This window comes from Pseudomonas sp. HD57-3 (genome assembly GCF_056113135.1).
On record NZ_CM148568.1, the window covers coordinates 3,760,375 to 3,783,246 of the forward strand.

General features: G+C 62.0%; 23 protein-coding genes. 12 read left to right on the forward strand and 11 right to left on the reverse strand.

Features of this window, described 5'->3' with window-relative positions; all coding sequences use genetic code 11:
• Position 1 precedes the first annotated feature (1 nt).
• The 4 genes from AC0R79_RS16780 to AC0R79_RS16795 form a co-directional block, all read right to left on the reverse strand.
• Complete coding sequence (locus AC0R79_RS16780; protein ID WP_085745585.1) at positions 2-1,192, reverse strand: acetyl-CoA C-acyltransferase; 1,191 nt, start codon at positions 1,190-1,192, stop codon at positions 2-4.
• A 12-nt stretch (positions 1,193-1,204) separates the two neighbouring features.
• Complete coding sequence (locus tag AC0R79_RS16785; protein WP_474730683.1) at positions 1,205-1,966, reverse strand: SDR family NAD(P)-dependent oxidoreductase; 762 nt, start codon at positions 1,964-1,966, stop codon at positions 1,205-1,207.
• A 16-nt stretch (positions 1,967-1,982) separates the two neighbouring features.
• Positions 1,983-3,647 carry an AMP-binding protein gene (locus AC0R79_RS16790; protein ID WP_134020178.1) on the reverse strand — a complete coding sequence of 555 codons (1,665 nt, stop codon included), beginning with the start codon at positions 3,645-3,647 and terminating at the stop codon, positions 1,983-1,985.
• Positions 3,648-3,855: 208 nt separating this feature from the next.
• On the reverse strand, positions 3,856-4,872 hold the full coding sequence (locus tag AC0R79_RS16795) for an AraC family transcriptional regulator (protein WP_474730685.1): 1,017 nt from the start codon (positions 4,870-4,872) through the stop codon (positions 3,856-3,858).
• A 179-nt stretch (positions 4,873-5,051) separates the two neighbouring features.
• On the opposite strand from AC0R79_RS16795, the gene efeU reads away from it, so the two are divergent.
• From efeU to efeO (AC0R79_RS16815), 4 genes are read left to right on the forward strand one after another with little or no spacing between them, the layout of a single operon-like run.
• On the forward strand, positions 5,052-5,891 hold the full coding sequence (gene efeU / locus AC0R79_RS16800; RefSeq protein ID WP_474730687.1) for an iron uptake transporter permease EfeU: 840 nt from the start codon (positions 5,052-5,054) through the stop codon (positions 5,889-5,891).
• An 8-nt stretch (positions 5,892-5,899) separates the two neighbouring features.
• Entirely contained in the window at positions 5,900-7,099 is a 1,200-nt protein-coding gene (gene efeO, locus AC0R79_RS16805; protein WP_474730688.1) for an iron uptake system protein EfeO, read from the forward strand.
• A 17-nt stretch (positions 7,100-7,116) separates the two neighbouring features.
• On the forward strand, positions 7,117-8,415 hold the full coding sequence (gene efeB / locus AC0R79_RS16810; protein ID WP_375747202.1) for an iron uptake transporter deferrochelatase/peroxidase subunit: 1,299 nt from the start codon (positions 7,117-7,119) through the stop codon (positions 8,413-8,415).
• A gap of 25 nt (positions 8,416-8,440) precedes the next feature.
• Positions 8,441-9,265, forward strand: a complete 825-nt coding sequence (gene efeO / locus AC0R79_RS16815) for an iron uptake system protein EfeO (protein ID WP_474730691.1) — start codon at positions 8,441-8,443, stop codon at positions 9,263-9,265.
• 63 nt (positions 9,266-9,328) lie between these two features.
• Here efeO (AC0R79_RS16815) and pssA read toward each other — a convergent pair whose 3' ends face one another.
• Positions 9,329-10,672: a CDP-diacylglycerol--serine O-phosphatidyltransferase gene (gene pssA / locus AC0R79_RS16820; protein ID WP_474730694.1), complete on the reverse strand. Its 1,344-nt coding sequence runs from the start codon at positions 10,670-10,672 to the stop codon at positions 9,329-9,331.
• A gap of 287 nt (positions 10,673-10,959) precedes the next feature.
• On the opposite strand from pssA, the gene AC0R79_RS16825 reads away from it, so the two are divergent.
• Both AC0R79_RS16825 and AC0R79_RS16830 read left to right on the forward strand, forming a co-directional pair.
• A complete protein-coding gene (locus AC0R79_RS16825) occupies positions 10,960-11,526 on the forward strand; it encodes a TetR/AcrR family transcriptional regulator (RefSeq protein ID WP_007951264.1) in 567 nt (188 codons plus the stop codon).
• A 53-nt stretch (positions 11,527-11,579) separates the two neighbouring features.
• Positions 11,580-12,059, forward strand: coding sequence for a nuclear transport factor 2 family protein (locus AC0R79_RS16830; protein WP_039768666.1), 480 nt, complete (start codon positions 11,580-11,582; stop codon positions 12,057-12,059).
• Positions 12,060-12,101: 42 nt separating this feature from the next.
• Here the strand turns inward: AC0R79_RS16830 and sfnG are convergent, their stop codons facing one another.
• A complete protein-coding gene (sfnG, locus tag AC0R79_RS16835; RefSeq protein ID WP_127798254.1) occupies positions 12,102-13,196 on the reverse strand; it encodes a dimethylsulfone monooxygenase SfnG in 1,095 nt (364 codons plus the stop codon).
• A 258-nt stretch (positions 13,197-13,454) separates the two neighbouring features.
• Here sfnG and AC0R79_RS16840 point away from each other — a divergent pair, with 258 nt between their 5' ends.
• Complete coding sequence (locus AC0R79_RS16840; protein ID WP_007951261.1) at positions 13,455-14,234, forward strand: TSUP family transporter; 780 nt, start codon at positions 13,455-13,457, stop codon at positions 14,232-14,234.
• On the opposite strand, the gene nudC is transcribed toward AC0R79_RS16840, so the two are convergent.
• The 3 genes from nudC to AC0R79_RS16855 form a co-directional block, all read right to left on the reverse strand.
• Entirely contained in the window at positions 14,202-15,032 is an 831-nt protein-coding gene (gene nudC, locus AC0R79_RS16845; protein WP_039768669.1) for an NAD(+) diphosphatase, read from the reverse strand. The two genes, AC0R79_RS16840 and nudC, sit on opposite strands and share 33 nt — an antisense overlap.
• A 6-nt stretch (positions 15,033-15,038) precedes the next feature.
• Positions 15,039-15,851 carry a crotonase/enoyl-CoA hydratase family protein gene (locus tag AC0R79_RS16850; protein ID WP_474730702.1) on the reverse strand — a complete coding sequence of 271 codons (813 nt, stop codon included), beginning with the start codon at positions 15,849-15,851 and terminating at the stop codon, positions 15,039-15,041.
• 82 nt (positions 15,852-15,933) lie between these two features.
• Positions 15,934-16,707, reverse strand: coding sequence for a class I SAM-dependent methyltransferase (locus AC0R79_RS16855; RefSeq protein ID WP_474730705.1), 774 nt, complete (start codon positions 16,705-16,707; stop codon positions 15,934-15,936).
• Positions 16,708-16,865: 158 nt separating this feature from the next.
• Here AC0R79_RS16855 and AC0R79_RS16860 point away from each other — a divergent pair, with 158 nt between their 5' ends.
• From AC0R79_RS16860 to pncA, 4 genes are all read left to right on the forward strand, one after another.
• Positions 16,866-17,399, forward strand: a complete 534-nt coding sequence (locus AC0R79_RS16860) for a tetratricopeptide repeat protein (RefSeq protein ID WP_007951256.1) — start codon at positions 16,866-16,868, stop codon at positions 17,397-17,399.
• Between the two features lie 71 nt (positions 17,400-17,470).
• Positions 17,471-17,947 carry a sigma-70 family RNA polymerase sigma factor gene (locus AC0R79_RS16865; protein WP_456361588.1) on the forward strand — a complete coding sequence of 159 codons (477 nt, stop codon included), beginning with the start codon at positions 17,471-17,473 and terminating at the stop codon, positions 17,945-17,947.
• Entirely contained in the window at positions 17,944-18,702 is a 759-nt protein-coding gene (locus AC0R79_RS16870; protein WP_127798258.1) for an anti-sigma factor family protein, read from the forward strand. Before AC0R79_RS16865 ends, AC0R79_RS16870 begins: the two co-directional genes overlap by 4 nt.
• A 50-nt stretch (positions 18,703-18,752) precedes the next feature.
• A complete protein-coding gene (gene pncA, locus AC0R79_RS16875; protein ID WP_127798259.1) occupies positions 18,753-19,379 on the forward strand; it encodes a bifunctional nicotinamidase/pyrazinamidase in 627 nt (208 codons plus the stop codon).
• A gap of 132 nt (positions 19,380-19,511) precedes the next feature.
• Here the strand turns inward: pncA and AC0R79_RS16880 are convergent, their stop codons facing one another.
• Positions 19,512-20,813: an ATP-binding protein gene (locus AC0R79_RS16880; RefSeq protein WP_375747207.1), complete on the reverse strand. Its 1,302-nt coding sequence runs from the start codon at positions 20,811-20,813 to the stop codon at positions 19,512-19,514.
• 4 nt (positions 20,814-20,817) lie between these two features.
• Entirely contained in the window at positions 20,818-21,519 is a 702-nt protein-coding gene (locus tag AC0R79_RS16885; RefSeq protein ID WP_007960391.1) for a response regulator, read from the reverse strand.
• Between the two features lie 184 nt (positions 21,520-21,703).
• Between AC0R79_RS16885 and AC0R79_RS16890 the strand changes: the two genes are divergently transcribed.
• Complete coding sequence (locus tag AC0R79_RS16890) at positions 21,704-22,861, forward strand: efflux RND transporter periplasmic adaptor subunit (RefSeq protein WP_127798261.1); 1,158 nt, start codon at positions 21,704-21,706, stop codon at positions 22,859-22,861.
• Positions 22,862-22,872 lie beyond the last annotated feature (11 nt).

The window sequence follows — 22,872 nt, forward strand, 5'->3', positions numbered from 1 at the left end:
TTCAGACGCACTCGACGGCCATCGCCGTGGCTTCACCGCCGCCGATGCAGATCGCCGCGACGCCGCGTTTCAGGCCTTTCTGGCGCAGGGCCGAGAGCAAGGTCACCAGAATACGCGCGCCGGAGGCACCGATCGGATGGCCGAGGGCGCAGGCGCCGCCGTGGATGTTGAGCTTGTCGTGAGGGATTTCCAGGTGGGTCATCGCCGCCATGCCGACCACGGCGAAGGCTTCGTTGACTTCGAACAGATCGACCTGATCCAGCGACCAGCCGGTTTTCTTCATCAGCTTCTTGATCGCGCCAATCGGTGCCACCGGGAACAGGCCCGGGGTGTCAGCGAAGGCGGCGTGGCCGTGAATCACCGCCAGCGGTTTCAGACCCTGTTTCTGCGCTTGCGACTGACGCATCAGCACCAGTGCGGCGGCGCCGTCGGAGATCGAGCTGGAGTTGGCTGCGGTCACGGTGCCGCCCTCGCGGAACGCCGGTTTCAGCGAAGCGATCTTGTCCAGTTTGGCTTTTGGTGGCTGCTCGTCGTTGCTGATCACCACCTGTTCTTTGCCAACGGTCACGGTCAGCGGAACGATCTCGGCCTTGAAGCTGCCGTCCTTGATCGCCTGCTGGGCGCGGGTGGTCGAGGCGATGGCGAAAGCGTCCTGAGCCTCGCGGCTGAAGTCGTTGGTTTCAGCGCAATCCTCGGCGAAGGTGCCCATCAGGCGGCCCTTGTCGTAGGCGTCTTCGAGGCCGTCGAGGAACATCGAATCCAGCACCCGGCCGTGGCCCATGCGGTAACCGGCACGGGCGCGATCCAGCAGATACGGCGCGTTGGACATGCTTTCCATGCCGCCGGCGATCACCACATCGGCGCTGCCGGCCAGCAGCATGTCGTGGGCCAGAATCGTGGTTTCCATGCCCGAGCCGCACATCTTGTTGACCGTGGTGCAGCGGGTGGATTTGTCCAGCCCGGCGCCCAGTGCGGCCTGACGCGCAGGCGCCTGGCCGAGACCGGCTGGCAGTACGCAGCCGAACAGCACCTCATCGACCGCATCGGCGGCCACACCGGCACGTTCGACCGCAGCCTTGATCGCCGCCGCACCGAGTTGCGGCGCGGTCAGGCTTTTCAGTTCGCCCTGGAAACCGCCCATCGGGGTGCGGACGGCGCTGACGATGACAATCGGATCGTTGGAGATGGTCATGGGAAATCCTCCTTACTTGGCGGCCATGCGCAAGGCACCGTCGAGACGGATCACCTCGCCGTTGAGCATGCTGTTTTCAATGATATGCCGCACCAGCGCGGCGTACTCGGCCGGTTTGCCCAGGCGCGGCGGGAACGGTACGCCGGCGGCCAGCGAGTCGCGCACTTCCGGGGTCATGCCGGCCATCATCGGGGTTTCGAAGATGCCCGGGGCAATGGTCATCACGCGGATGCCGAAGCGCGCCAGTTCACGGGCGGCAGGCAGGGTCAGGCTGGCGATCGCGCCTTTGGATGCAGAGTACGCCGCCTGGCCGATCTGGCCGTCGAACGCCGCAACGGAGGCAGTGTTGATGATCACACCGCGTTCGCCGTCGGCGTTGGCTTCGCTTTCGGCAATCGCCGCCGCTGCCAGACGCAGCATGTTGAAGCTGCCGATCAGGTTGACGTTGATCACCTGCGCAAAGCTGGACAAGGCGTGCGGGCCGTTCTTGCCGAGGATTTTCTCGCCGCGAACGATGCCGGCGCAGTTCACCAGACCATTGAGACTGCCGAAGGCTTTAATGGTCGCCTGCACGGCGGCTTCGGCGGCGGCTTCGTTGCTTATGTCGGCCACGACACTTTGCGCACCGAGGCGCTGGGCCTGGGCGGCGACGGCGTCGGCGTTCATGTCCACCAGCATCACTTTGGCGCCGGCGCTCACCAGCAATTCAGCGGTGGCCGCACCCAGGCCGGATGCGCCGCCGGTGACGATAAAAACCTTGTTCTCGATCTGCATGACAGTTTCCTTGGATTCAAGCTGAAACGTTGTGCGCCGCGGCCTCTTGAGCCTTGGCGATTTCCTGGTTGCGCAAGATAAAGCGCTGCAATTTGCCGCTCGGGGTTTTCGGCAACTCGCTGACAAATTCGATTTCACGGGGGTACGAATGCGCGGCCAGACGCTTGCGCACGTGTTGGCGCAGCTCTTCGGCCAGCGCAGGTTCCGCGCGGTATTGCGGATTGAGCACGACGAAGGCTTTGACCAGTTCGGTGCGCTCCGGATCGGGCTTGCCGACCACCGCTGCCTCGACTACGGCCGGGTGTTCGATCAGTGCGCTCTCCACGTCGAACGGGCCGACGCGATAGCCGGAAGTGGTGATCACATCATCGCTGCGGCCGACGAAGCTGATGCTGCCGTCCGGGTTCCACTCCACGGTGTCGCCGCTCAGGTAGTAATTGCCGACGAAGGCCTTGGTTGGCGCGCCTTGGTAACCGGCGAACCAGCACATCGGCGACTGGGTGCGGTCGATGGCGAGGATGCCGGGCTGGCCGACGCCGAGTTCGTTGTTCTGCTCGTCGAGCACCACGATGCGATGGCCCGGCGAGGCAAAACCGGCAGCGCCGAGGTGGATCGGGTGTTCGAGGCCGTGGTGGTTGCACAGGACCATGCCCAGTTCGGTCTGGCCGTAATGGTCGTGAATGACCACGCCGAGGTTGTCGGCGAACCAGCGGATCACTTCCGGGTTCAACGGCTCGCCAGCGCTGCTGACGATGCGCAGCTTGCCCTTGATCGATTTGGCGAACTCATCGCCGCCGGCAATCAGCAGGCGATACGCCGTCGGCGAACCGGTGAGGTTGGTGATCCCGTATTTGTTGATCACCCGGCAGGTGCTTTCGAGGGTGAACGGGCCATCGTAGAACGTGATCGGGTGGCCCATCGACAACGGGCCGGTGACACCGAAATAGATGCCGTAGGCCCAGCCCGGATCGGCGACGTTCCAGAACGCATCTTCCGGGCGCAGATCCACGGCGTCGCGGGTGTAGCTCTGGAACGCCACGACAGCCTTGAGCGGCACCGACAGCGCTTTCGACGGGCCGGTGGTGCCCGAGGTGAACATCAGCAGGAACGGGTCTTCGCCGGTCAGCATCACCGGTTCGCAGACATTGGAATGGTTGGGCAGCTCGGCCCAGAAACTGAAATCGCCACGGACGATGCCCTGGCCTTTCGGACCGCCGACGGTGACCAGCGTCGGGCAATCGGCGACCTCGCTGAGTTTCGGCCGGTTGGCGGCGTCGGTCACCACGACTTTGGCGCCGGAGCTGTTCAGGCGATGTTCGAGGGCTTTGGGGCCAAACGCGGTAAACAGCGGTTGATACACCGCGCCGATGCGCCAGGTGGCGAACACGGTGATCAGCAATTCGATATTGCGCGGCAGCAGGCCGGCGACCTTGTCGCCCTTCTGCACGCCCTGGGCGAGAAGGAAATTGGCGAAACGCGCGGCTTTGTCCTGCAGGTCGCTGAAGGTGTACGTCGCACTGGCGCCGTCGCGGCCCTCCCAGAACAGCGCGATGCGCCCCGGCAGCGCGTGGCGGTCACAACATTCGACGCAGGCGTTGAGCGCCTCGAGCGTGCCGCTGAGTGCGGCGTCCACGGTGTGCTGATAATCAAACTGTGCGGTGGCAGACAAGTAATCGCGCATTGCCAGAATCCCTCTGTTCTTATTAGGTTGGGGAACCGTAAACAACAGAGGAATACTCGCGCCGCACGCCGGCGGCGGCAATGGTCAAAGCCCTCAAAGTGGATGACTGGTTTGGCCAAGAATCCGGTTGCAACTGATCGTTCCCACGCTCCGCGTGGGAACGAGAGTTGGCGTTGGGTCAGCGGGTGTCGGGGATGTCAGTGGTGGGTCAGGACGCTTCGTTGAGGATCAGGCTGCGATAGTGCCCGGGATTGGTCCCCGACCACTTGCGAAACGCCTTGTAGAACGAACTCGCATCGGCAAACCCCAGGCGTGTGGCGATCTCGGCAAAACTGATCGAAGGCTCAGCCAGCCAGGTGATCGCCAGCTCCTTGCGCACGCTGTCCTTCAACCCCTGATAAGTCTGCCCTTCTTCCGCCAGACGCCGACGCAGGGTCGAAGCCGACATGCACAACTGTTGGGCCAACGCATCGGTTTCCGGCCACTGTTCGGCGGGCAGCTGCCGCAGATCCTGCTTGATCCGGCTCGCAAGGCTTTCCGGGTCGCGGTATTTCACCAGAATGTTGGCCGGGGCATGGGCGAGGAAGCGTTTCAACTCTTCGGCGCTGCGCTTGATCGGCAGATCCAGCACGTCGGCGGCGAAGATCATCCGCGTACGCGGCCGGTCGAAGCGCAGGTTCTCGGAGAACATCACCCGATAGTCATCGCAGAAATCCGGCGCCGGGCAGCGCAGTTCGATCGCCAGGATCGGTATCCGCCGCCCCGCCAGCCAGCACGCCACGCCGTGGACGATCATCCAGTAAGTGAAATAGGTGAAGGCGCGGCGCGGTTCCGGGTCGTCTTCCAGCAGCACGATTTCCGCCAGACTCTGCTGATGCACCAGTTGCGCCGGCATTCGTTCGAGCATCAGCGACAGGAAATTCAAACCGGTGCTCAGCCCCGCAGCCAGGTTCGGCTGGGCCATCGCGCTGCGGCAGAGGAATTCTAGGCTGCCGGATTTCAGCTTGCGCGGGTCCATGCCAAAGAACTCGTCATCGCCGCGCCGGGCCAACAGGCGCCATAACCGCGCGTACTGGCTGGCCGGCACGCGCGCGTCATCGGTGGGCAGCAGCGCCGGATCGATCCCGACCTTGCTCAAGACTTCTTCCGTGGCCACGCCCGGGGCACAACTTTGCAGCAGTGCTTCGCGCACCAGTTGAATGGCGATGGTGTCTTTTTCCGACATGGAACGCGCGCAATCCTGTTGTTGTTCGAGTGGCGGGCATCTTAGCGCAGCTGGCTGGGCGGCGTGGATGTTCAGACTCGTTCAGCTGAGGTTCAGGTAAATGTCAATGGATGCCATGTGAGAATGACTTTCATTATGTTACAACTTGTAACCTCATTTCGTTACACAGTGATCGTCGAATGCTCGTTCCCTTTTTGATCATGTTGCGCGAAGGCATCGAAGCCGCGCTGATCGTTGGCATCATCGCCAGCTACCTGCAACAGACCGGCCGTGGGCAGTGGATGCCGGCGGTATGGATCGGGGTGTTTCTCGCCGCTGCGCTGGCCTTGCTGGTTGGCGGCGGCCTGGAACTGGTCAGCGCCGAATTCCCGCAAAAGCAGCAGGAACTGTTCGAAGGCGTGGTCGGGCTGGTGGCCGTGGGGATTCTCAGCTCAATGGTGTTCTGGATGCGCAAGGTGGCGCGTTCGATCAAGCATTCGCTGCAAGCCTCCCTCGATCATGCGCTGACGTCTTCGAAACATCAGGTCATCGCGCTGATCGCCATGGTGTTTTTCGCCGTGGCCCGGGAAGGTCTGGAAACCGTGTTCTTCCTGCTCGCTGTGTTCCAGCAGAGCGAAGGCCCGGCCGCGCCGATCGGCGCCCTGCTCGGCCTGATCCTGGCGATTGTCGTCGGCTTCCTGATCTACAGCGGCAGCATGCGTTTGAACCTGTCGGCGTTCTTCCGCTGGACCGGGCTGTTCATCCTCGTGGTCGCCGCCGGGATTCTCGCCAACTCGGTGCAAGCCCTGCATGAGGCCGGAGTGTGGAATCACCTGCAAACCGTGCTCTTCGACTTCAGCGCGACGCTGCCGATGGATGGCCCGCTGGGCTCGGTGCTGGCCGGCATGTTCGGTTATCAGGATGCACCGACCGTCAGCACCCTCGGCGCATACCTGATTTATCTGCTGGTGGCGCTGGTGATGTTCTTCATGCCGGCACCCAAGCCCGCTGCCCAATCGTCTTCCGTTTCCAGCCAATAAGGGCCTTCATGTCAAAGCCTAATACTCCTCAGGCCTCGCCTCCCCGCGCCTTGCGCTGGGCGGTGGCCGGTTCGGTGATCGTGATGATCGCCGCCGGTGGCCTGTTCTACTACGCCTCGAAAATGGCCGCCGCCAAACGTCAGCACAACCGCGACGAAGTGGTGGTGAACATCCATCCGCACAGTTGCGAGCCGAACGCCCTCACCGTCCCGGCCGGTCGCGCCAGTTTCCGCATCGTCAACCGCTCCGACCGAGCGGTGGAATGGGAAATCCTCGACGGCGTGCTGGTGATCGAAGAACGCGAGAACATCGCCCCGGGCCTGAGCCAGGTGATCAACGCCAACCTGCAACCCGGCGATTACGTCATCACCTGCGGCCTGCTGAGCAATCCGCGCGGCACCCTGCACGTGACGCCAACCGCCGCCTCCGATGCCGCCGCCAAGGCCAAGCCGTCGATGGTTGCCTTCGTCGGGCCGCTGTCTGAGTTCCGCGTCTATCTGGCCAGCCAGGGCAGCGCGCTGATCAAAGCCGTGACGGCGCTGAATCAAGCCATCGACAGCGGCGATCTGGCCCAGGCCCAGGCGTCGTATTTGCCGGCCCGTGCCGCGTACCAGCGTCTGGCCCCCGCCGCACAACGCTTGGCCGAGCTGGACAACAGCATCAACGCCCGCGCCGATTACTTCGAAAAACGCGAGCAGGATCCGGCCTTCGTCGGTTTCCATCGCCTCGAATACGCGCTGTTCCAGCAACGCAACCTCGATGGGCTGACACCGATTGCCCAAGGCTTGCTCGACAACGTCACCACGCTGAAACAACAGCTGCTGGCCCAGTCGCTGCCGCCGGAGCAACTGGTGGAAATCGTCGTGCGCAATCTCAACACCCTCGCCGACGTGCGCGCCGCCAGCGGCGAAGAGGAACGCTACAGCCACAGCGATCTGAACGGCTTCGCAGCCAATCAGGAAACCGCGCACAAAGTCGTCGAACTGCTGCGCCCGCTGCTGAGCAAATCCGCCGCCGACCTGCTGCCGAAAATCGACGGCGCGCTGGCTGATTTCGATACCACGCTGAACGGCTTCAAGGTCAAGGACGGCTACGCCAGTTACGACACCGTCAACGGTGAGCAACGCAAGCAGATCGCCGACAAGGCCAAGGCCCTGGCCGACGCCCTCGACGCCATTGATCCCGCCCTCGGCCTCTCCGGCCTGTAAGCAGAAGACGAATACCGATGAACGATTCCGAACACTTCAACCTGCAACGTCGCCGCGTATTGATGGGCATGGGCGCCGCCGGTGTCGCACTGGCCGGCACGGCTTTGAGCTGCCCGGCGATGGCCGCCGCGCCTGCGCAAGTCACCGAAGCACCGAGCAGCGACAAGACCCAGGATCATCACGACTTTCACGGCGTACACCAGAGCGGCATCGTCACCCCGCGCCCGGCGGCCGGCATGCTGGTGTCGTTCGATGTGCTGGCCAGCGACCGTGAAGACCTCGAACGCCTGTTCCGCACCCTCAACGAGCGCATCGCGTTCCTGATGAAGGGCGGCCCGGTGGCGCAGATCGATCCGAAGTTGCCGCCGCCGGATTCCGGGATCCTCGGCCCGGTGGTGACGCCGGACAACCTGACCATCACCGTGTCGGTGGGCGAATCATTATTCGACGAGCGCTTCGGCCTCGCGTCCGCCAAACCCAAGCGCCTGATCCGCATGGTCGGTTTTCCCAACGATGCGCTGGAAGCCGATTGCTGCCACGGCGACTTGAGCCTGCAGTTCTGTTCCAACACCGCCGACACCAACATCCACGCCCTGCGCGACATCGTGAAGAACCTGCCGGACTTGCTGCTGGTGCGCTGGAAACAGGAAGGCAGCGTGCCGCCGCAAGCCCCGGCCAAGCCCGGCGTACCGGCGCAATCGGCGCGTAACTTCCTGGGTTTCCGTGACGGTTCGGCCAACCCGGATTCCAACGACGGCAAAGCCATGGACCGCATCGTCTGGGTGCAACCGGGCAGCGACGAACCGGCCTGGGCGGCCCACGGCAGTTATCAGGCAGTGCGGATCATCCGCAACTTCGTCGAACGCTGGGACCGCACGCCCTTGCAGGAACAGGAAAGCATCATTGGCCGAGTGAAAACCACCGGCGCGCCGATGGGCGCCAGCCATGAAACCGAAGTCCCGGATTACAGCAAGGACCCGGAAGGCAAGCTGACCAAGCTCGACGCGCACATCCGCCTGGCCAACCCGCGCACCGCCGCAAGCCAGGCCAACCTGATCCTGCGCCGTCCGTTCAACTATTCCAACGGCGTGAACAAGAACGGCCAGCTCGACATGGGCCTGCTGTTCATCTGTTACCAGGCCGACCTGGAAAAAGGCTTCATCACCGTGCAGACCCGCCTCAATGGCGAACCGCTGGAGGAATACCTCAAGCCGGTCGGCGGCGGTTACTTCTTCACCCTGCCGGGTGTCACGGGCGACAAGGACTTCATCGGTCGCTCGCTGCTGGCTGCCACACAACCCAAAACAACTGCATAACAACAGTCATATCAGGAGCCGCCCCATGAAAAAGACGCCACTCGCGTTATTGCTGACCCTTGGTTTGCTCAACACCCCGCTGTCGGCGTTCGCCGCGACCGCGCCTCTGGATCTGGTGGGGCCGGTGTCGGACTACAAGATCTACGTCACCGAACAACTGGATGAACTGGCCAGCCACAACCAGCAGTTCACCGACGCGGTAAAAAAAGGCGACCTGGCCACCGCGCAGAAGCTCTACGCGCCGACCCGCGTTTATTACGAGTCGATCGAGCCGATCGCCGAGCTGTTCAGTGACCTCGACGCGTCCATCGACTCCCGGGTCGACGACCACGAGCAAGGGGTGAAAGCCGAAGACTTCACCGGTTTCCATCGCATCGAATACTCGCTGTTCTCGGAAAAGAGCACCAAGGATCTCGACGCTCTGGCGGACGGCCTGAACAAAGACGTGAAAGACCTGCAGACCCGCGTCGCCGGCCTGACCTTCCCGCCTGAGAAAGTCGTCGGCGGCGCCGCTGCGCTGCTCGAAGAAGTCGCCGCAACCAAGATCTCCGGTGAAGAAGACCGTTACAGCCACACCGACCTGTACGACTTCCAGGGCAACATCGACGGCGCGAAGAAAATCGTCGACCTGTTCCGTCCGCAGATCGAGAAACAGGACAAGGCCTTCGTCGCCAAAGTCGACAAGAACTTCGCCACCGTGGACAAGATCCTGGCCAAGTACAAGACCAAGGACGGTGGCTTCGAGACTTACGACAAGGTGAAGGACAACGACCGCAAGGCGCTGGTCGGCCCGGTCAATACCCTGGCTGAAGATCTTTCCACATTGCGTGGCAAACTCGGTCTGAACTGAGTCCGCGCATACAAAAATCCCCCGGACGCGTGCTGCATTCGGGGGATTTTTTGTGGGCCGGTTTTAGAGAATGCGATAGAGCAACCGCTCGACCCGCACCCGGCTCACGCGCTTGAGGAACTTGGCCACGCCCGCCGGGTAATCCGGCAAGGCTTCCAGGTCCTGGAAGCGTGCGATCCGCGTGGTGTGAACGAAGATATTTTCCAGCTCCACGCGGCGCGGTTCCAGCCACTCGCCTTTCGGGTCATCGATCAGCAAGGCGTTTTCCAGATCGAGACGGAACGCCCGAGGATTGAGGTTGTTGCCGGTCAGCAGCGTATAGCGCTGGTCGATCCACATCCCCTTGAGGTGATAGCTGTTGTCGCCTTCACGCCACAGATGCAGGTTCAACTGGCCGCTGTCGATGTTGCGCTGATGCCGCTTGGCGAAACGGCGCAGGCTGATCTCGTAGAGATACGGCAGCGCGGCGATCACCTTGAACGGCTCGGTCGGTGGAATGTAGAAATCGTTGGCCGTCTTGTCGCCGACCACGATGTCGATCTTCACACCGCGCGCCAGCGCACGGTTGATCTCGCGGATCACGCCGAGCGGCAGATTGAAATACGGCGTGCAGATGGTCAGTTGCTTCTGGGCGCTGGCGATCAGCTCCAGAATCACCCGGTTCAGCGGGTTGTTCTTGCCCACACCGAGCAACGGACTGACCGACAGGCCGGTATGCGCCGTGCTGCCGGCACTGGTGTCGTACGCCGCATATTTGAGACGACTGCGCAGGTCGCCAATGTCGTTGCGCAGGCTGCGGGTGGTCGGCAGGTTCGGCAGGTCGAGGCGATGCACCGCCTTCGATTCGATCAGACCGTGCTTGACCAGATGGTGCATCGAGTCCGCCAGTTCGCGGCTTTGCAGCACGTGATAACGGTCGAAACGGTACTTGTCGAATTTGTGCAGATAGACGTTGTTCAGGCTCGCACCGCTGTAGACCACGCAATCGTCGATCACGAAGCCTTTGAGGTGCAGCACGCCGAACAGCTCGCGGGTCTGCACCGGCACGCCGTAGACCGGCACCACGCTCTGGTGGGTGCGGGTCATTTCCTGATACCACGCCGAGTTGCCCGGCTGTTTGCCGGCGCCGATCAAGCCACGCTGGGCCCGCAGCCAGTCGACGACCACCGCGATTTCAAGTCCGGGACGCTTGAGTTTGGCGGCGTGCAAGGCATCGAGGATTTCCTGGCCGGCTTCATCGTTTTGCAAATAAAGCGCAACGAGGTAGATGCGCTGGGTCGCCTGGGCGATTTTCTCCAGCAGGCAACGGCGGAAATCGGCGGCGCCGGGCAGGATCGTCACGGCCTCGGCGGTCAGCGGAAAGCTGCGCAGTTTGGGCAGCAGAGAGCGTTTGAAAAGCAACGGCATAGGGCTCGCAATGGGTCGAATCCGAAGAACCCGAGAGCTTACACCATCAACTCCTTCGGGTCTTGTGAGTGTCTGTAATGACTGACCGTTCCCGCGCTCTTGAATGATCGTTCCCACGCTCTGCGTGGGAATGCAGCCCGGGACGCTCCGCGCCCCTTCCAGAGCTGGAACGCAGAGCGTCCCTTGAGGCATTCCCACGCAGAGCGTGGGAACGATCAAGTAGAACGCGAGAGCGATCAGAAAATAACTGCTTGACCAAGGAGAACGATCGTTCTACTGTTCGCCACATGAACGAAATCACAAGCAACGACACGACCCGAGACATCATTCTGGATGTCACCGAAAAGTTGATCTACAAAAGTGGCATCGCGGCCACCGGCATGGATCTTCTGGTGAAAACCGCCGGTGTTTCCAGAAAGAGCATCTACCGCTACTTCGCCAACAAGGAGGAGTTGACCGTCGCCGCCCTGCAACGCCGCGACGTGCGCTGGATGCACTGGTACAGAAGCGCCGTCGATCAGGCCGAAACCCCGGCTGATCGTCTGCTCAACCTGTTTACCGTGCTCAAGGGCTGGTTCGCCTCGGAAGGTTTCCGGGGCTGCGCCTTCATCAACACCAGCGGTGAGACCGGCGATCCCGAGGACCCGGTCCGACTGGTCGCCAAAGACCACAAACAGAAACTGCTCGACTACCTGTGCGAGCTGTGTACCGAACATGGAGCCGAGGACCCGCAACTGTTGGCCAAACAGCTGCTGATCCTGATTGACGGCGCCATTACCGTAGCGCTTGTGATGGGTGATCACAGTGCCGCCGATAATGCGCAATGCATGGCGCGAAAGTTATTGGACCTGTAACGCCTTAATAAGCCTGACAAGTTGTTTAACTGTTAATAGATCGGGAGACAAACATGTCTACTGCAGCCGAAGTTCGTCCGCCATTGCCACCGTTCAACCGTGAATCGGCCATTGAAAAAGTTCGTCTGGCCGAGGATGGCTGGAACTCCCGCGACCCGGAGCGCGTGTCGCTGGCCTACACCCTGGACACCAAATGGCGCAACCGTGCCGAATTCGCCAACAACCGCGAAGAAGCCAAGGGTTTCCTGACCCGCAAATGGGCCAAGGAACTGGATTACCGCCTGATCAAAGAACTCTGGGCCTACTCCGACACCCGCATCGCCGTGCGCTACGCCTACGAATGGCACGACGACTCGGGCAACTGGTTCCGTTCCTACGGCAACGAAAACTGGGAATTCGACGACAACGGCCTGATGTTCCAGCGTTACGCCTGCATCAACGACATGCCGATCAAGGAAAGCGAACGCAAGTTCCACTGGCCGCTGGGCCGACGCCCGGATGATCATCCGGGGTTGTCCGAGCTGGGTCTGTAATTAAGTAGCCGATCCCTCCTGCACAGTGTGCAGGAGGGATTTTCAGGCGACTTCGGCAGTCCGGGCCGATTGCGCTTTGGCTTCCAGTTCCCGCACCAGCGGCAACACCCGCTGACCGAAATACTCCACCTCTTCCTGAAAATGCAGGAACCCCGCCAATACCAGATCAACCCCCACCGCTTTCAACGCGACGATGCGCTCGGCAATCTGCTGCGGCGTGCCGATCAGGTTGGTCTTGAAGCCGTCGTTGTACTGCACCAGATCTTCAAAGGTCGATTTGGCCCAGTTACCCTCACCTTCCGGCGACGCCCTGCCCGCCTGCTTCGCCGCATCACCGAACGCATTCACCGCTTCCGGGTCCGCCTGATCGATGATCTGCGCCAGCACCGCTTTGGCTTCTTCCTCGGTATCCCGGGCGATGACAAACGCATTCACCCCGACCTTCACCGAATGCTGGTTCGCCGCCGCTTTGGCGCGAATATCGTCGACCTGCGCCTTGATGCCCTCGACGCTGTTGCCGTTGGTGAAATACCAGTCCGATACCCGCGCCGCCATGTCCCGCGCGGCACGAGAGCTACCGCCTTGAAAGATTTCCGGGCGGCCCAGCGGTTTCGGTTTGAGGCTGTAATTGTCGAAGCGATAGAAATCGCCACGGAAGGTGAAATTGTCCTGACTCCAGATCCCTCGCAATGAGCGAATGAACTCCTCCGAACGACGATAGCGCTCGTCGTGCTCCAGCCAATGCTCGCCAATCGCCTGGAATTCGCCCTTGAACCAGCCGCTGACGATGTTCACCGCAATCCGGCCGTTGGTGAGTTGATCGATGGTCGCCAACTGTTTGGCCGCCAGCGCCGGTTGCCACGGCCCAGGCAGAATGGCGGCGATGACTTTGAGTTTGCTGGTGGCGGCGAGCAGCGCGTGGCTGAAGGCAACCGATTCATGCTGGAACTCGGCGCCGTAACCGGCGGTGAAGCGGATTTGCGTCAGGGCGTATTCGAAACCCGCCGCCTCGGCCAATTGCGCCAGTTTGCGGTTGTAGTCGATGCCCCAATCGGTGCGTTGCTCGATCTTGCTGACCACCAGCCCACCGCTGACGTTCGGCACCCAGTAGGCAAATTTCACGGCTTGCTGACTCATTGGCGTGTCCTCGGGACAATTGATGAAGATGAGTGAGCCAGAGCAGCAAGCGTGCCAGCGGCGGGAGACCCGGTTTTATTGGGGTTTCAGGTAATAGGAATGCATGGTGGGAGGGTGATTTGTTGGGTGCGTGTTGGGTGGGCAACAGTTGAGCCGTCGGTGGTCGAGTCTTATGGGTCGCCGCAACATTCGGAAATGAGTAACATGACCACCCTCCCCGCAGCCCTGTTCTGCGCCCTGCCGAAATAAGCCGATTCCATGCCTTTCGAACTCAGCGTTGACCTCACTACCCTGGCCGTTCTGGCCCTTGTCGCTTTCATTGCCGGATTCATCGACGCCATCGCCGGCGGTGGCGGTCTGTTGACCACGCCTGCGTTGCTCACCGCCGGCCTGCCGCCGCACTTGGTGCTCGGCACCAACAAGTTGAGTTCGACCTTCGGTTCGGCCACCGCCAGTTTCACCTTCTACCGGCGCAAGCTGTTTCACCCACGGCAGTGGATGCACGCCATCGTCGGCACCCTGGTCGGTGCGCTGACCGGCGCCGTCGTCGCCCACTATCTGCCGGCCGAATGGCTGAACAAGATGTTGCCGGTGATTGTGTTCGCCTGCGGCCTGTACCTGTTGTTTGGCGGCACGCCGAAAGCGCCGCTGGACAGCGACGCACCGATCAAGAAGAAGTGGCAATCGACCCAAGGCTTCAGCCTCGGTTTCTACGACGGCGTGGCCGGCCCCGGCACTGGCGCGTTCTGGACCGTCAGCAGCTTGTTGCTCTACCCGATCGATCTGGTCAAGGCCAGTGGCGTGGCGCGCAGCATGAACTTCGTCAGCAACATTGCGGCGCTGTCGGTGTTCGTGTTTTCCGGGCAGGTGGACTGGATCATCGGCCTGAGCATGGGCCTGTCGGTGATGGTCGGCGCCTTCTTCGGGGCGCGCACCGCGATCAGCGGCGGCGCCAAGTTCATTCGTCCGGTTTTCATTACCGTGGTGCTGGGGTTGACCGTGCGTCTAGCCTGGCAGCACTGGTTCAGCGTGGCCTAAGCGCCGCGCCACGTAGACGTCGATCAGGTAACGGGCAATCGATTTGGACGCCGGCAACGGCGGCAGATCGTGCACGTTGAACCACTGGGCGTCTTCGATCTCGTCTTCCTGGCAGACAATCTCGCCACCGGCGTATTCGGCATGGAAGCCGAGCATCATCGAGTGCGGGAACGGCCAGCACTGGCTGCCCATGTACTGAATGTTCTTCACCTCGATCTGCACTTCTTCGCGCACTTCGCGAATCAGGCAATCCTCGGCCGACTCACCCGGTTCGGCAAACCCGGCCAGCGTGCTGTAGACCCCGGTGACGAAACGCGGTGAGCGCGCCAGCAGCACTTCATCGCCACGGGTCACCAGCACGATCATGCTCGGCGAAATCCGCGGATAACTGCGCAGGTCACAGGGCTGGCAATACATCGCCCGCTCCCGTGGCACCTGGGTCATGGCCTGACCGCAATTGCCGCAGAACCGATGTTCGCGCGCCCACGTCCCGATTTGCGCGGCATAGCCCAGCACTTTGTAGATCGTGTGATCGCCGTCGAGCATGAACGCCCGCAGGCCTTTCCAGTTGCAACCCGGCACCTCGCTGGTGCTGCGCAGTTCCAGCAGATACACCGGTTCGCCATCGAGATGACCGATACCGTGCTCGGCAAGGATCGACAAGTCCTGACGCTTGAGCCATTCCCGGGGGAACAGCGCGCCGTTGTCATCGAACAGGAAACCCTCGGGGCTGCGCGCCACGGCCCAGCCGCCGGGTTGATCGGTGTCCAGTACTGCAGTGGTCCAGCGAGATGTCATGGTTTCTCAATCCAGAAATTCGGGTTTCTGTTTGCTCATATGGGCGGCCATGGCCACGCGCAAATCGTTGGATTGCAACATGGCGGCGTTCCAGGTGGCAACGTACTCGAGACCGTCGTCAATGCGATGGTCACGCATGTAGCTGATCATTTCCTTGGTGCCGGTGACCGCAATCGGCGACTTGCCGGCGATGTCCCGGGCAATGTCCATCACACCTTCGATCAGGCCGTCCTTGTCGCTGTAGACGCGATTGACCAGGCCGATGCTGCGCGCTTCTTCGGCGCCAAAGGTGCGACCGGTGTAAGCCAGCTCACGCAGCATGCCGTCACCGATGATCCGTGGCAACCGTTGCAGGGTGCCAACGTCGGCCGCCATGCCGATATCGATTTCCTTGATCGAGAATTGCGCGTCTTCGGCGGCATAGCGCATGTCGCAGGCGGCGATCAGGTCGATGGCGCCGCCCAGGCAGTAACCCTGGATCGCCGCGAGTACCGGTTTACGGCAATTGTCGACCGCATTGAACGAGGCTTGCAGGGTCAGGATCTTTTTGCGCAGCAAGCGCGCATTGCGGCCGACGTCCTTGCCCAGTTCATTGGCCACGCCGGCCAGCATCATCAGGTCGATGCCCGAGGAGAAGTGTTTGCCGGCGCCGCTGAGCACCACCACCCGCACTTCGTCGGTGTCGTCGATCCACTGGAACACCTCGACGATTTCACTCCAGAACGCGGCGTTCATCGAGTTGATCTTTTCCGGACGATTGATCTGCACATGGGCGATGTTGCCGGCCAGTTCGACGCTGAAGGCGGTGTATTGAGTCATGGCAGAAATCCTTTACCGGGCTGAAAATGAGGCCCGAACTATAACAAGGCATCAGCACGGCGGTTCGGCCAAATGCGGGACTCTAGCCGTTCTTCACCGCGACGAAGGCGGCGGTCTCGTATGGCACCGTCACCACCTCCCTGCCCCGCAGTTGCGGCTCGCTGGCAATCAGTTCAGCAATCTGTTCGTCGATCCTTGCGCGCTGCTGGTCACTCAACGCGGCAATGAAACTGGTGGAGCGCACCCGGTTGAAAATCACATCTTCCGGCGAGCCGGTGTGGCCATGCTGAAAGTGTTGAGCCTGCAACGGCCCGAACGCCGGATGGGGAAAGGCCTTGCGCCATTCGCCGGTGTAGAAGCGCGGCGTGTCGCCTTCCAGCGCATTGACGATGGCGTCCAGCTTGGGCACCCAGTCGATCCGGGTGTCACGCAGGTTCCAGATCAGGCCCAACTTGCCGTCCGGTTTGAGCACCCGGGCGATTTCATCCAGCGCTTCGATGCTGGCAAACCAGTGAAAGGCCTGCGCGCACACCACCGCATCCACCGAGGCATCGGGCAGCGGCAAATCCGTCGCCGTACCGCTGACGGCCAGCACCTGCGGCCAGGCCAGTGACAGTTTTTCCAGCATCTGCGCCACCGGTTCCACGGCGATTACCTGGGCGCCGGTCGCCACCAGCCGTCCGGTGAACTTGCCGGTGCCGGCGCCGAGGTCGATAACGGTCTTGTGGCCATCGAGACCCAGTGTGCCCGTCAGCCATTCGCTGACGGCCGGCGGATAGTCGGGCCGGCCTTTGACGTAGGTGTCGGCGGCGGTCTTGTAGCCGCTGGCGGCCGAGTGGTGAACCTGATCTTTCATGGCCAAACTCCCATGGTAGAACTGCAGATCGACAACGAATGCTGACGAGCATAGCGCCGGAAAAAGGGCTTTCCTTTAACAAAGCCTGACAAAGCAATGAATAAATTTTCACCCTGCGGTGTTCAAAGTGAAACATGACCCCCTGTGGAGCCTTGCCCATGACTATCCGTTCCGTTATGTTCGCCGCCCCGTTGCTGGTGGCCGCCGTTTTCGCGAGCCCCCTCGCCTTCGCCAATGGCGATGAAGAGGCGCCGGTGCAGAAACCCAACTGTCCCAAAGGCCAGGTGTTCGACACCAAAACGCAGAAGTGCGTGATGCAGACCAGCCATCTGGTGCCCGACGCCGACCGGACCGATTACGCCTACCGTCTGGCCAAGGCCGGTCGTTACGAAGAAGCCCTGGCCCTGCTCGACACGCTGGAGCAACCGAACACCGCCAAGGCCCTCAACTATCGCGGTTACGCCACACGAAAACTGGGGCGCACCGACGAAGGCATCGGTTATTACCTGCAATCGGTCAAGCTTGATCCGCAGTACGCGCAAGTCCGCGAGTACCTGGGCGAAGCCTATGTGATCAAGGGCCGCGTCGATCTGGCGCAGGAACAGTTGCAGCACATCCAGAAGATCTGCGGCACGACCTGCGAGGAATACCGGGACCTGGCCGAAGCAATCAACGATTCATCGAAAACCTGACACGACACGCGGAGGCGAACATTTTCAGCGATCAGGCCTTCAGAGCCGAACTCGGGCAACACCTCGCGCGCCTGTGGCGCTATGGCTTGCTGCTGTCGCGCAATCGGCACGTGGCCGAGGATCTGGTGCAAGCCACCTGCGTACGGGCGCTCGAGCGTTCGGGCCAGTACGTGGCCGGCACGCGCATGGATCGCTGGCTGCTGAGCATTCTGCATTCGATCTGGCTCAACGAAGTGCGCGCCCGCCGGGTGCGCCAGGGCCAGGGTGTGGCGGATGCCGACAGCCAGCTGACCTTCGATGGCGAATACGCCGCGCAGACTCATGTGATGGCAGCGCAGGTGATCCGCCGGGTCGATGCGTTGCCGGAAACCCAGCGCGAAACGGTATATCTCGCTTACGTCGAAGGCCTGTCCTACCGCGAAGTCGCCGAGATCCTGCAAGTGCCGATCGGCACGGTCATGAGCCGGCTGGCCGCCGCGCGCCTGAAACTGGCCGAATACCCGCCGCTGCAAGCGGTACCGAACAGCCCCGCAGGAGACCGGCAATGAATGCGCCTTCCGACGAGCAACTGGTGGCGTATCTGGACGATGAACTGGACCGCGAACAGCGCAGCCAACTCGACAGCCTCATCGCCGACGATCCGCTGCTGAGTTTGCGGGTGCAATGGCTGAGCCGCAGCAACCTGCCGTTCAAGGCTGCCTACGACGAACTGGCGCATCAGGCGCCGCTTGATCGCTTGCAGGCCCGGCTCGATGCCGCGCCGTCACCGCAGAAGCCCGGTTTCAGCCGGCGCTGGTTCATCGGCGCGGCGGCGGCGGGCGTCGCACTCGCGGCTGTCGCGGCGGACCGCTTGTTTCTGGCTTGGCAAACACAGCATTCGCACAACTGGCGCGAACTGGTGGGCGAATACATGGCGCTGTATGTGTCGCAGACACTTGAGCATTTACCTACCGACGAGGCCTCGCAACTGGCGCAGCTGCAAACCGTCGATACGCGGCTCGGCGTGAGCCTGTCGCCGGCGAAACTGAAACTGCCCGGCGCGCAGTTCAAACGCGCGCAATTGCTCGAATATGACGGCGTGCCCATCGCCCAGATGACCTGGCTCGACGCCACCCACGGCCCGCTGGCGCTGTGCGTCACGCGCACCAACAGCGGCAGCCAGCCGCTGGCCCATGAACGCCGGCACGGGATGAACGTGGTGTACTGGACCGAGCGTGAGCACGCCTGGATGCTGATCGGTCATCACCCGGCTTCTGAGCTGGAAGACATGGCGAAAATGTTTAAGACCCGGCTGAACGTTTAAAGAATTTTGTCACTATGCTGCTCGGGTGATTTTCCAAGAAGGATGGATTTATGCCGATTTCGCCACGCACAGCCCTGCTGGTCATCGACGTGCAGAACGACTTCATTCCCGGTGGCCAGTTGGCCGTGCCAGAAGGTGACCTGATCGTTCCGCTGATCAACCGGCTCGCCGGGCAGTTCAAGCAAGTGGTCATTGCCCAGGACTGGCATCCGGCGGGGCATGCCTCGTTTGCATCCAGCCATCCCGGCCGTCAGCCTTATGACGTGATTCAACTGCCGTATGGCGAGCAGACGCTGTGGCCGGATCACTGCATTCAGGGTTCACGCGGTGCCGAGTTTCACTCGGGGCTCGATCTGCCCCACGCGCAGTTGGTCATCCGCAAGGGCTGCAACCCGGACATCGACAGCTATTCGGCGTTTCTGGAAGCGGATCGCGTCACGACCACGGGTCTGGCGGGTTATCTGAAGGAACGCGGGATCGACACGGTGTACATGGTCGGGCTGGCGCTGGATTTCTGCGTGATGTTCTCCGCGCTGGACGCGCGGGCGGCGGGGTTCAATGCGTTTGTGGTGCTGGATGCGTGTCGGGCGATTGATTTGAATGGATCGCTGGCGACGGCGGTCGAGCGAATGCAGGTGGCCGGGGTTGGATTGATCCAGTCGACTGAGATCATCTAATCCAGAGCACTGATCGTTCCCACGCTCTGCGTGGGAATGCCGCCATGGACGCTCTGCGTCCACTGTGACGCGGAGCGTCACGGTATGCATTCCCACGCGGAGCGTGGGAACGATCATCAACGATCAGGGGCGCTAAACGGGGGTTGGCAGCCAGAGCCTGAACCGCGCCCCACCCAACGGCGAACCCTCCACCGTCAACGTCCCGCCCTGCGCTTCCAGCGCCCGCCGGCTGATCGCCAGCCCCAGGCCAAACCCGCCGGTCGCCCGATCGCGACTCCGGTCCAGTCGATAGAACGGCTCGAAAATCCGCTCCCGCTCGTCCTCCGGAATGCCGATCCCGTCGTCATCCACCCAGATCTCGCAGCCCTTCGGACAAACCTGCACACCGATCTGAATGCGTTTTTCGCAGTAGCGCATGGCGTTGCGCAACAAGTTCTGAATCGCGCGCGCAGTCAGGCGCGGGTCGAGGGAGAAGCGTTCCAGCTGGTTGTGCAGCAGCACGTCGATGACGATTTCCGGGGATTCCAGTTCTTCGTCGACGCTGCCCAGTATGCTGTCGATGAACTCGTCCAGCGACACTTCGACCTGCTCCGGCAATTTCGCCGGATTCTGCAAACGGCTGTAGGACAGCAGTTCCAGCACCAACTCATCCAGTTCGCGAATATGCGCGACCAGCCCTTGCAGGCGTTCGCGGCTGGCTTGCGGCAAGTCATCGGACAGCGCCAGCGCGAGGCCGAAGTCCAGGCGGGTCAGCGGCGTGCGCAGTTCGTGGGACACGGCGTTGAGCAGATCGCGCTGCTGGTTGAGCAGGTTTTCGATATCGCCGGCCATGGTGTCGAACACGTTGGCCAGGCTGCCGATGTTCGAGCTCGGGCCAATCTGCGTGCGTTCGCTCAAATGGCCCTTGCCGAAACGTTCGGCCGTGCCCTTGAGGCGTTCCAGATCGCGCCAGTGCGGACGAAACCAGAGCAACAGGCACGCCAGCAGACTCGCGCCGATCAGCACGTTGATGCTCCAGTACAACAGGTTCACGTCCATCGGATCCGGCGGCACCACCATCTGCACCGCCATTTCGTCGTTCAGCGGCGTGACCGCCAGCGTGCGCCAGCCCCAGTCGCCCACCCGCACCATGTTTTCGCCGCGCCGCAGACGTTCCTGCTCGATGGCGGTGAAGTCCGGGTCGTCAATACGGGCAAGGACGATGTGCAGCGGCTGGAAATCCTTGTCCATCGATGCCGCGAGCGCCGGCCACTGATCCTGCGGCACCGCGCGAAACTGCTTGGTGATCAGCGATTGCAGGCCACGGGAATAGTCGAGGTTGTAGGTGACGAATCGCTGTTTGAACGCCATCACCACCAGATCCGGCACCAGATAGATCGCCGCGCTGTAGGAAACGATCGTCACCAGATAGAGGCGAAACAGGATTCTGAACATCGAATCAGCATTCCCACTCGGAACGGCTGAACAGATACCCCTTGCCCCACACGGTCTTGATCTTGCGGGCTTCGCCCGCGTGGTCGTCGAACTTGCGTCGCAGTTTGGAAATCGCCACGTCCACCGAACGGTCGGTGCCGTTGAACTCGATGCCGCGTAGACGTTGCAGGATCTGATCGCGGCTCAGCACTTCACCGGCATGACGGGCCAGCACCACCAGCAGGTTGTATTCGCCGCTGGACAGCTCCACCGGTTGCTCGCGCCAGGTCACCGTACGCTCCGACAGGTCGATGCACAGGTTGCCCATCAGGATCCGGTCATTGGCGGTCATCGGTTCGCCGAGGCTGCTGCGGCGCAATAAAGTACGGACCCGCGCCAGCAGGACGCGCGGCTCACAGGGTTTGGTGACGTAATCGTCGGCGCCCATTTCCAGGCCCAGCACCTGATCGTGGCTGTCATCGCGGGCGGTGAGCATCAGGATCGGCAGCGTTGCCGAATCGGCGCGCAACAGGCGACAGACCTGCAAGCCATCGAGGCCCGGCAGCATCAGGTCGAGAATCACCAGGTCCGGCGGATTGAGCCGCGCCCGTTCGCGCACATGGTCGCCACGGCCGATCACGCTGACGGAGTAACCGTTGCGTTCGAGGTAACTGGAGATCAGTTCGGCGAGGGCGGTGTCGTCTTCGACCAGAAGAATGTTGGGCATTGAGGTGATCCAGAACAGGCGGTGGCGACTGCTGTGTCGCAATAAATTTCAAGGGCTAAAGGATATACGCCCTCACTCGTCCCTGAGCAAAACCCTTACACAATTTCACACAGCGCCTACAAAGCTTCACCGCTACCCTCGGCGACTGTCCGTAGGATGCGCAGATCAATATTGGGGGTTTTACATGTCGAAGAATCTGCTGGCCGGGCTCGGCCTGATCGCATTGGCGTTGACGCTGAGTGCCTGTGATAAATCCTCGAACGCCGAGGAACAGGCGCCGCCGGCCACCGTGCGGATCGAAACCCTTGAGGCGCGCCCCCTGTCGATCAGCAGCGAACTCAGCGGGCGGGTTGCCGCGCCGCGCATTGCCGAAGTCCGCGCCCGAGTGGCCGGCGTCGTGCTGCAACGCACCTTCCGCGAAGGCAGCGACGTGAAAAAGGGTGACGTGCTGTTCCGCATCGACCCGGCGCCATTCAAGGCTGACCTCGATAGCGCCGAAGCCGCCCTGCGCAAGGCCGAGGCCAACGCGTTCCAGGCAAAACTGCAGGAACAGCGCTACGCCCAGTTGATCGATGACAAGGCCATCAGCGCTCAGGACTACGACAACGCTCGCGCCAATGCCCGGCAGACCGCCGCCGACGTCGCCGCCAACAAGGCTGCCGTCGAGCGCGCGAAGCTGAACCTCGGTTACGCCACCGTCACCGCGCCGATTTCCGGCCGCGTCGGTCGCGCCCTGGTGACTGAAGGTGCGCTGGTCGGCCAGAACGAAACCACGCCCATGGCGCTGATTCAGCAACTGAACCCGATCCACGCCGATCTCACCCAGTCGACCCGCGAACTCAATGAGCTGCGCCGGGCCTTCCGCTCCGGTCAGTTGCAGCAGGTCGGCCAAGATCAGGTCAAGGCCACGCTGATCCAGGACGACGGCAGCCTCTATCCGTTGCCGGGCAAACTGCTGTTCAGCGACATCACTGTCGATCCGGGCACCGGCCAGATCATCCTGCGCAGCGAGTTTCCCAACCCGGATCTCGATCTGCTGCCCGGCAGCTACGTTCGCGTGCGTCTGGAACAAGGCGTGATTCAACACGGCCTGACCGTGCCGCAACGTGCGGTGCAGCGTGACAGCGCCGGTGTGGCGCAAGTCCTGACCGTCGACGATCAGATGCGCGTCGCCCAACAGCCAGTGCAACTGGGCGCGGTGCAGAACGACCGCTGGATCGTCACCGGCGGCCTGAAGGCCGGCGACCGCATTGTCATCGAAGGCCTGCAACACGCCCGTCCGGGCGAAGTGGTGCAGATCGACGACACCCCTCTTCCACTTGCCCAGACCTCTGGTCAGTAAGCAGGACGCTT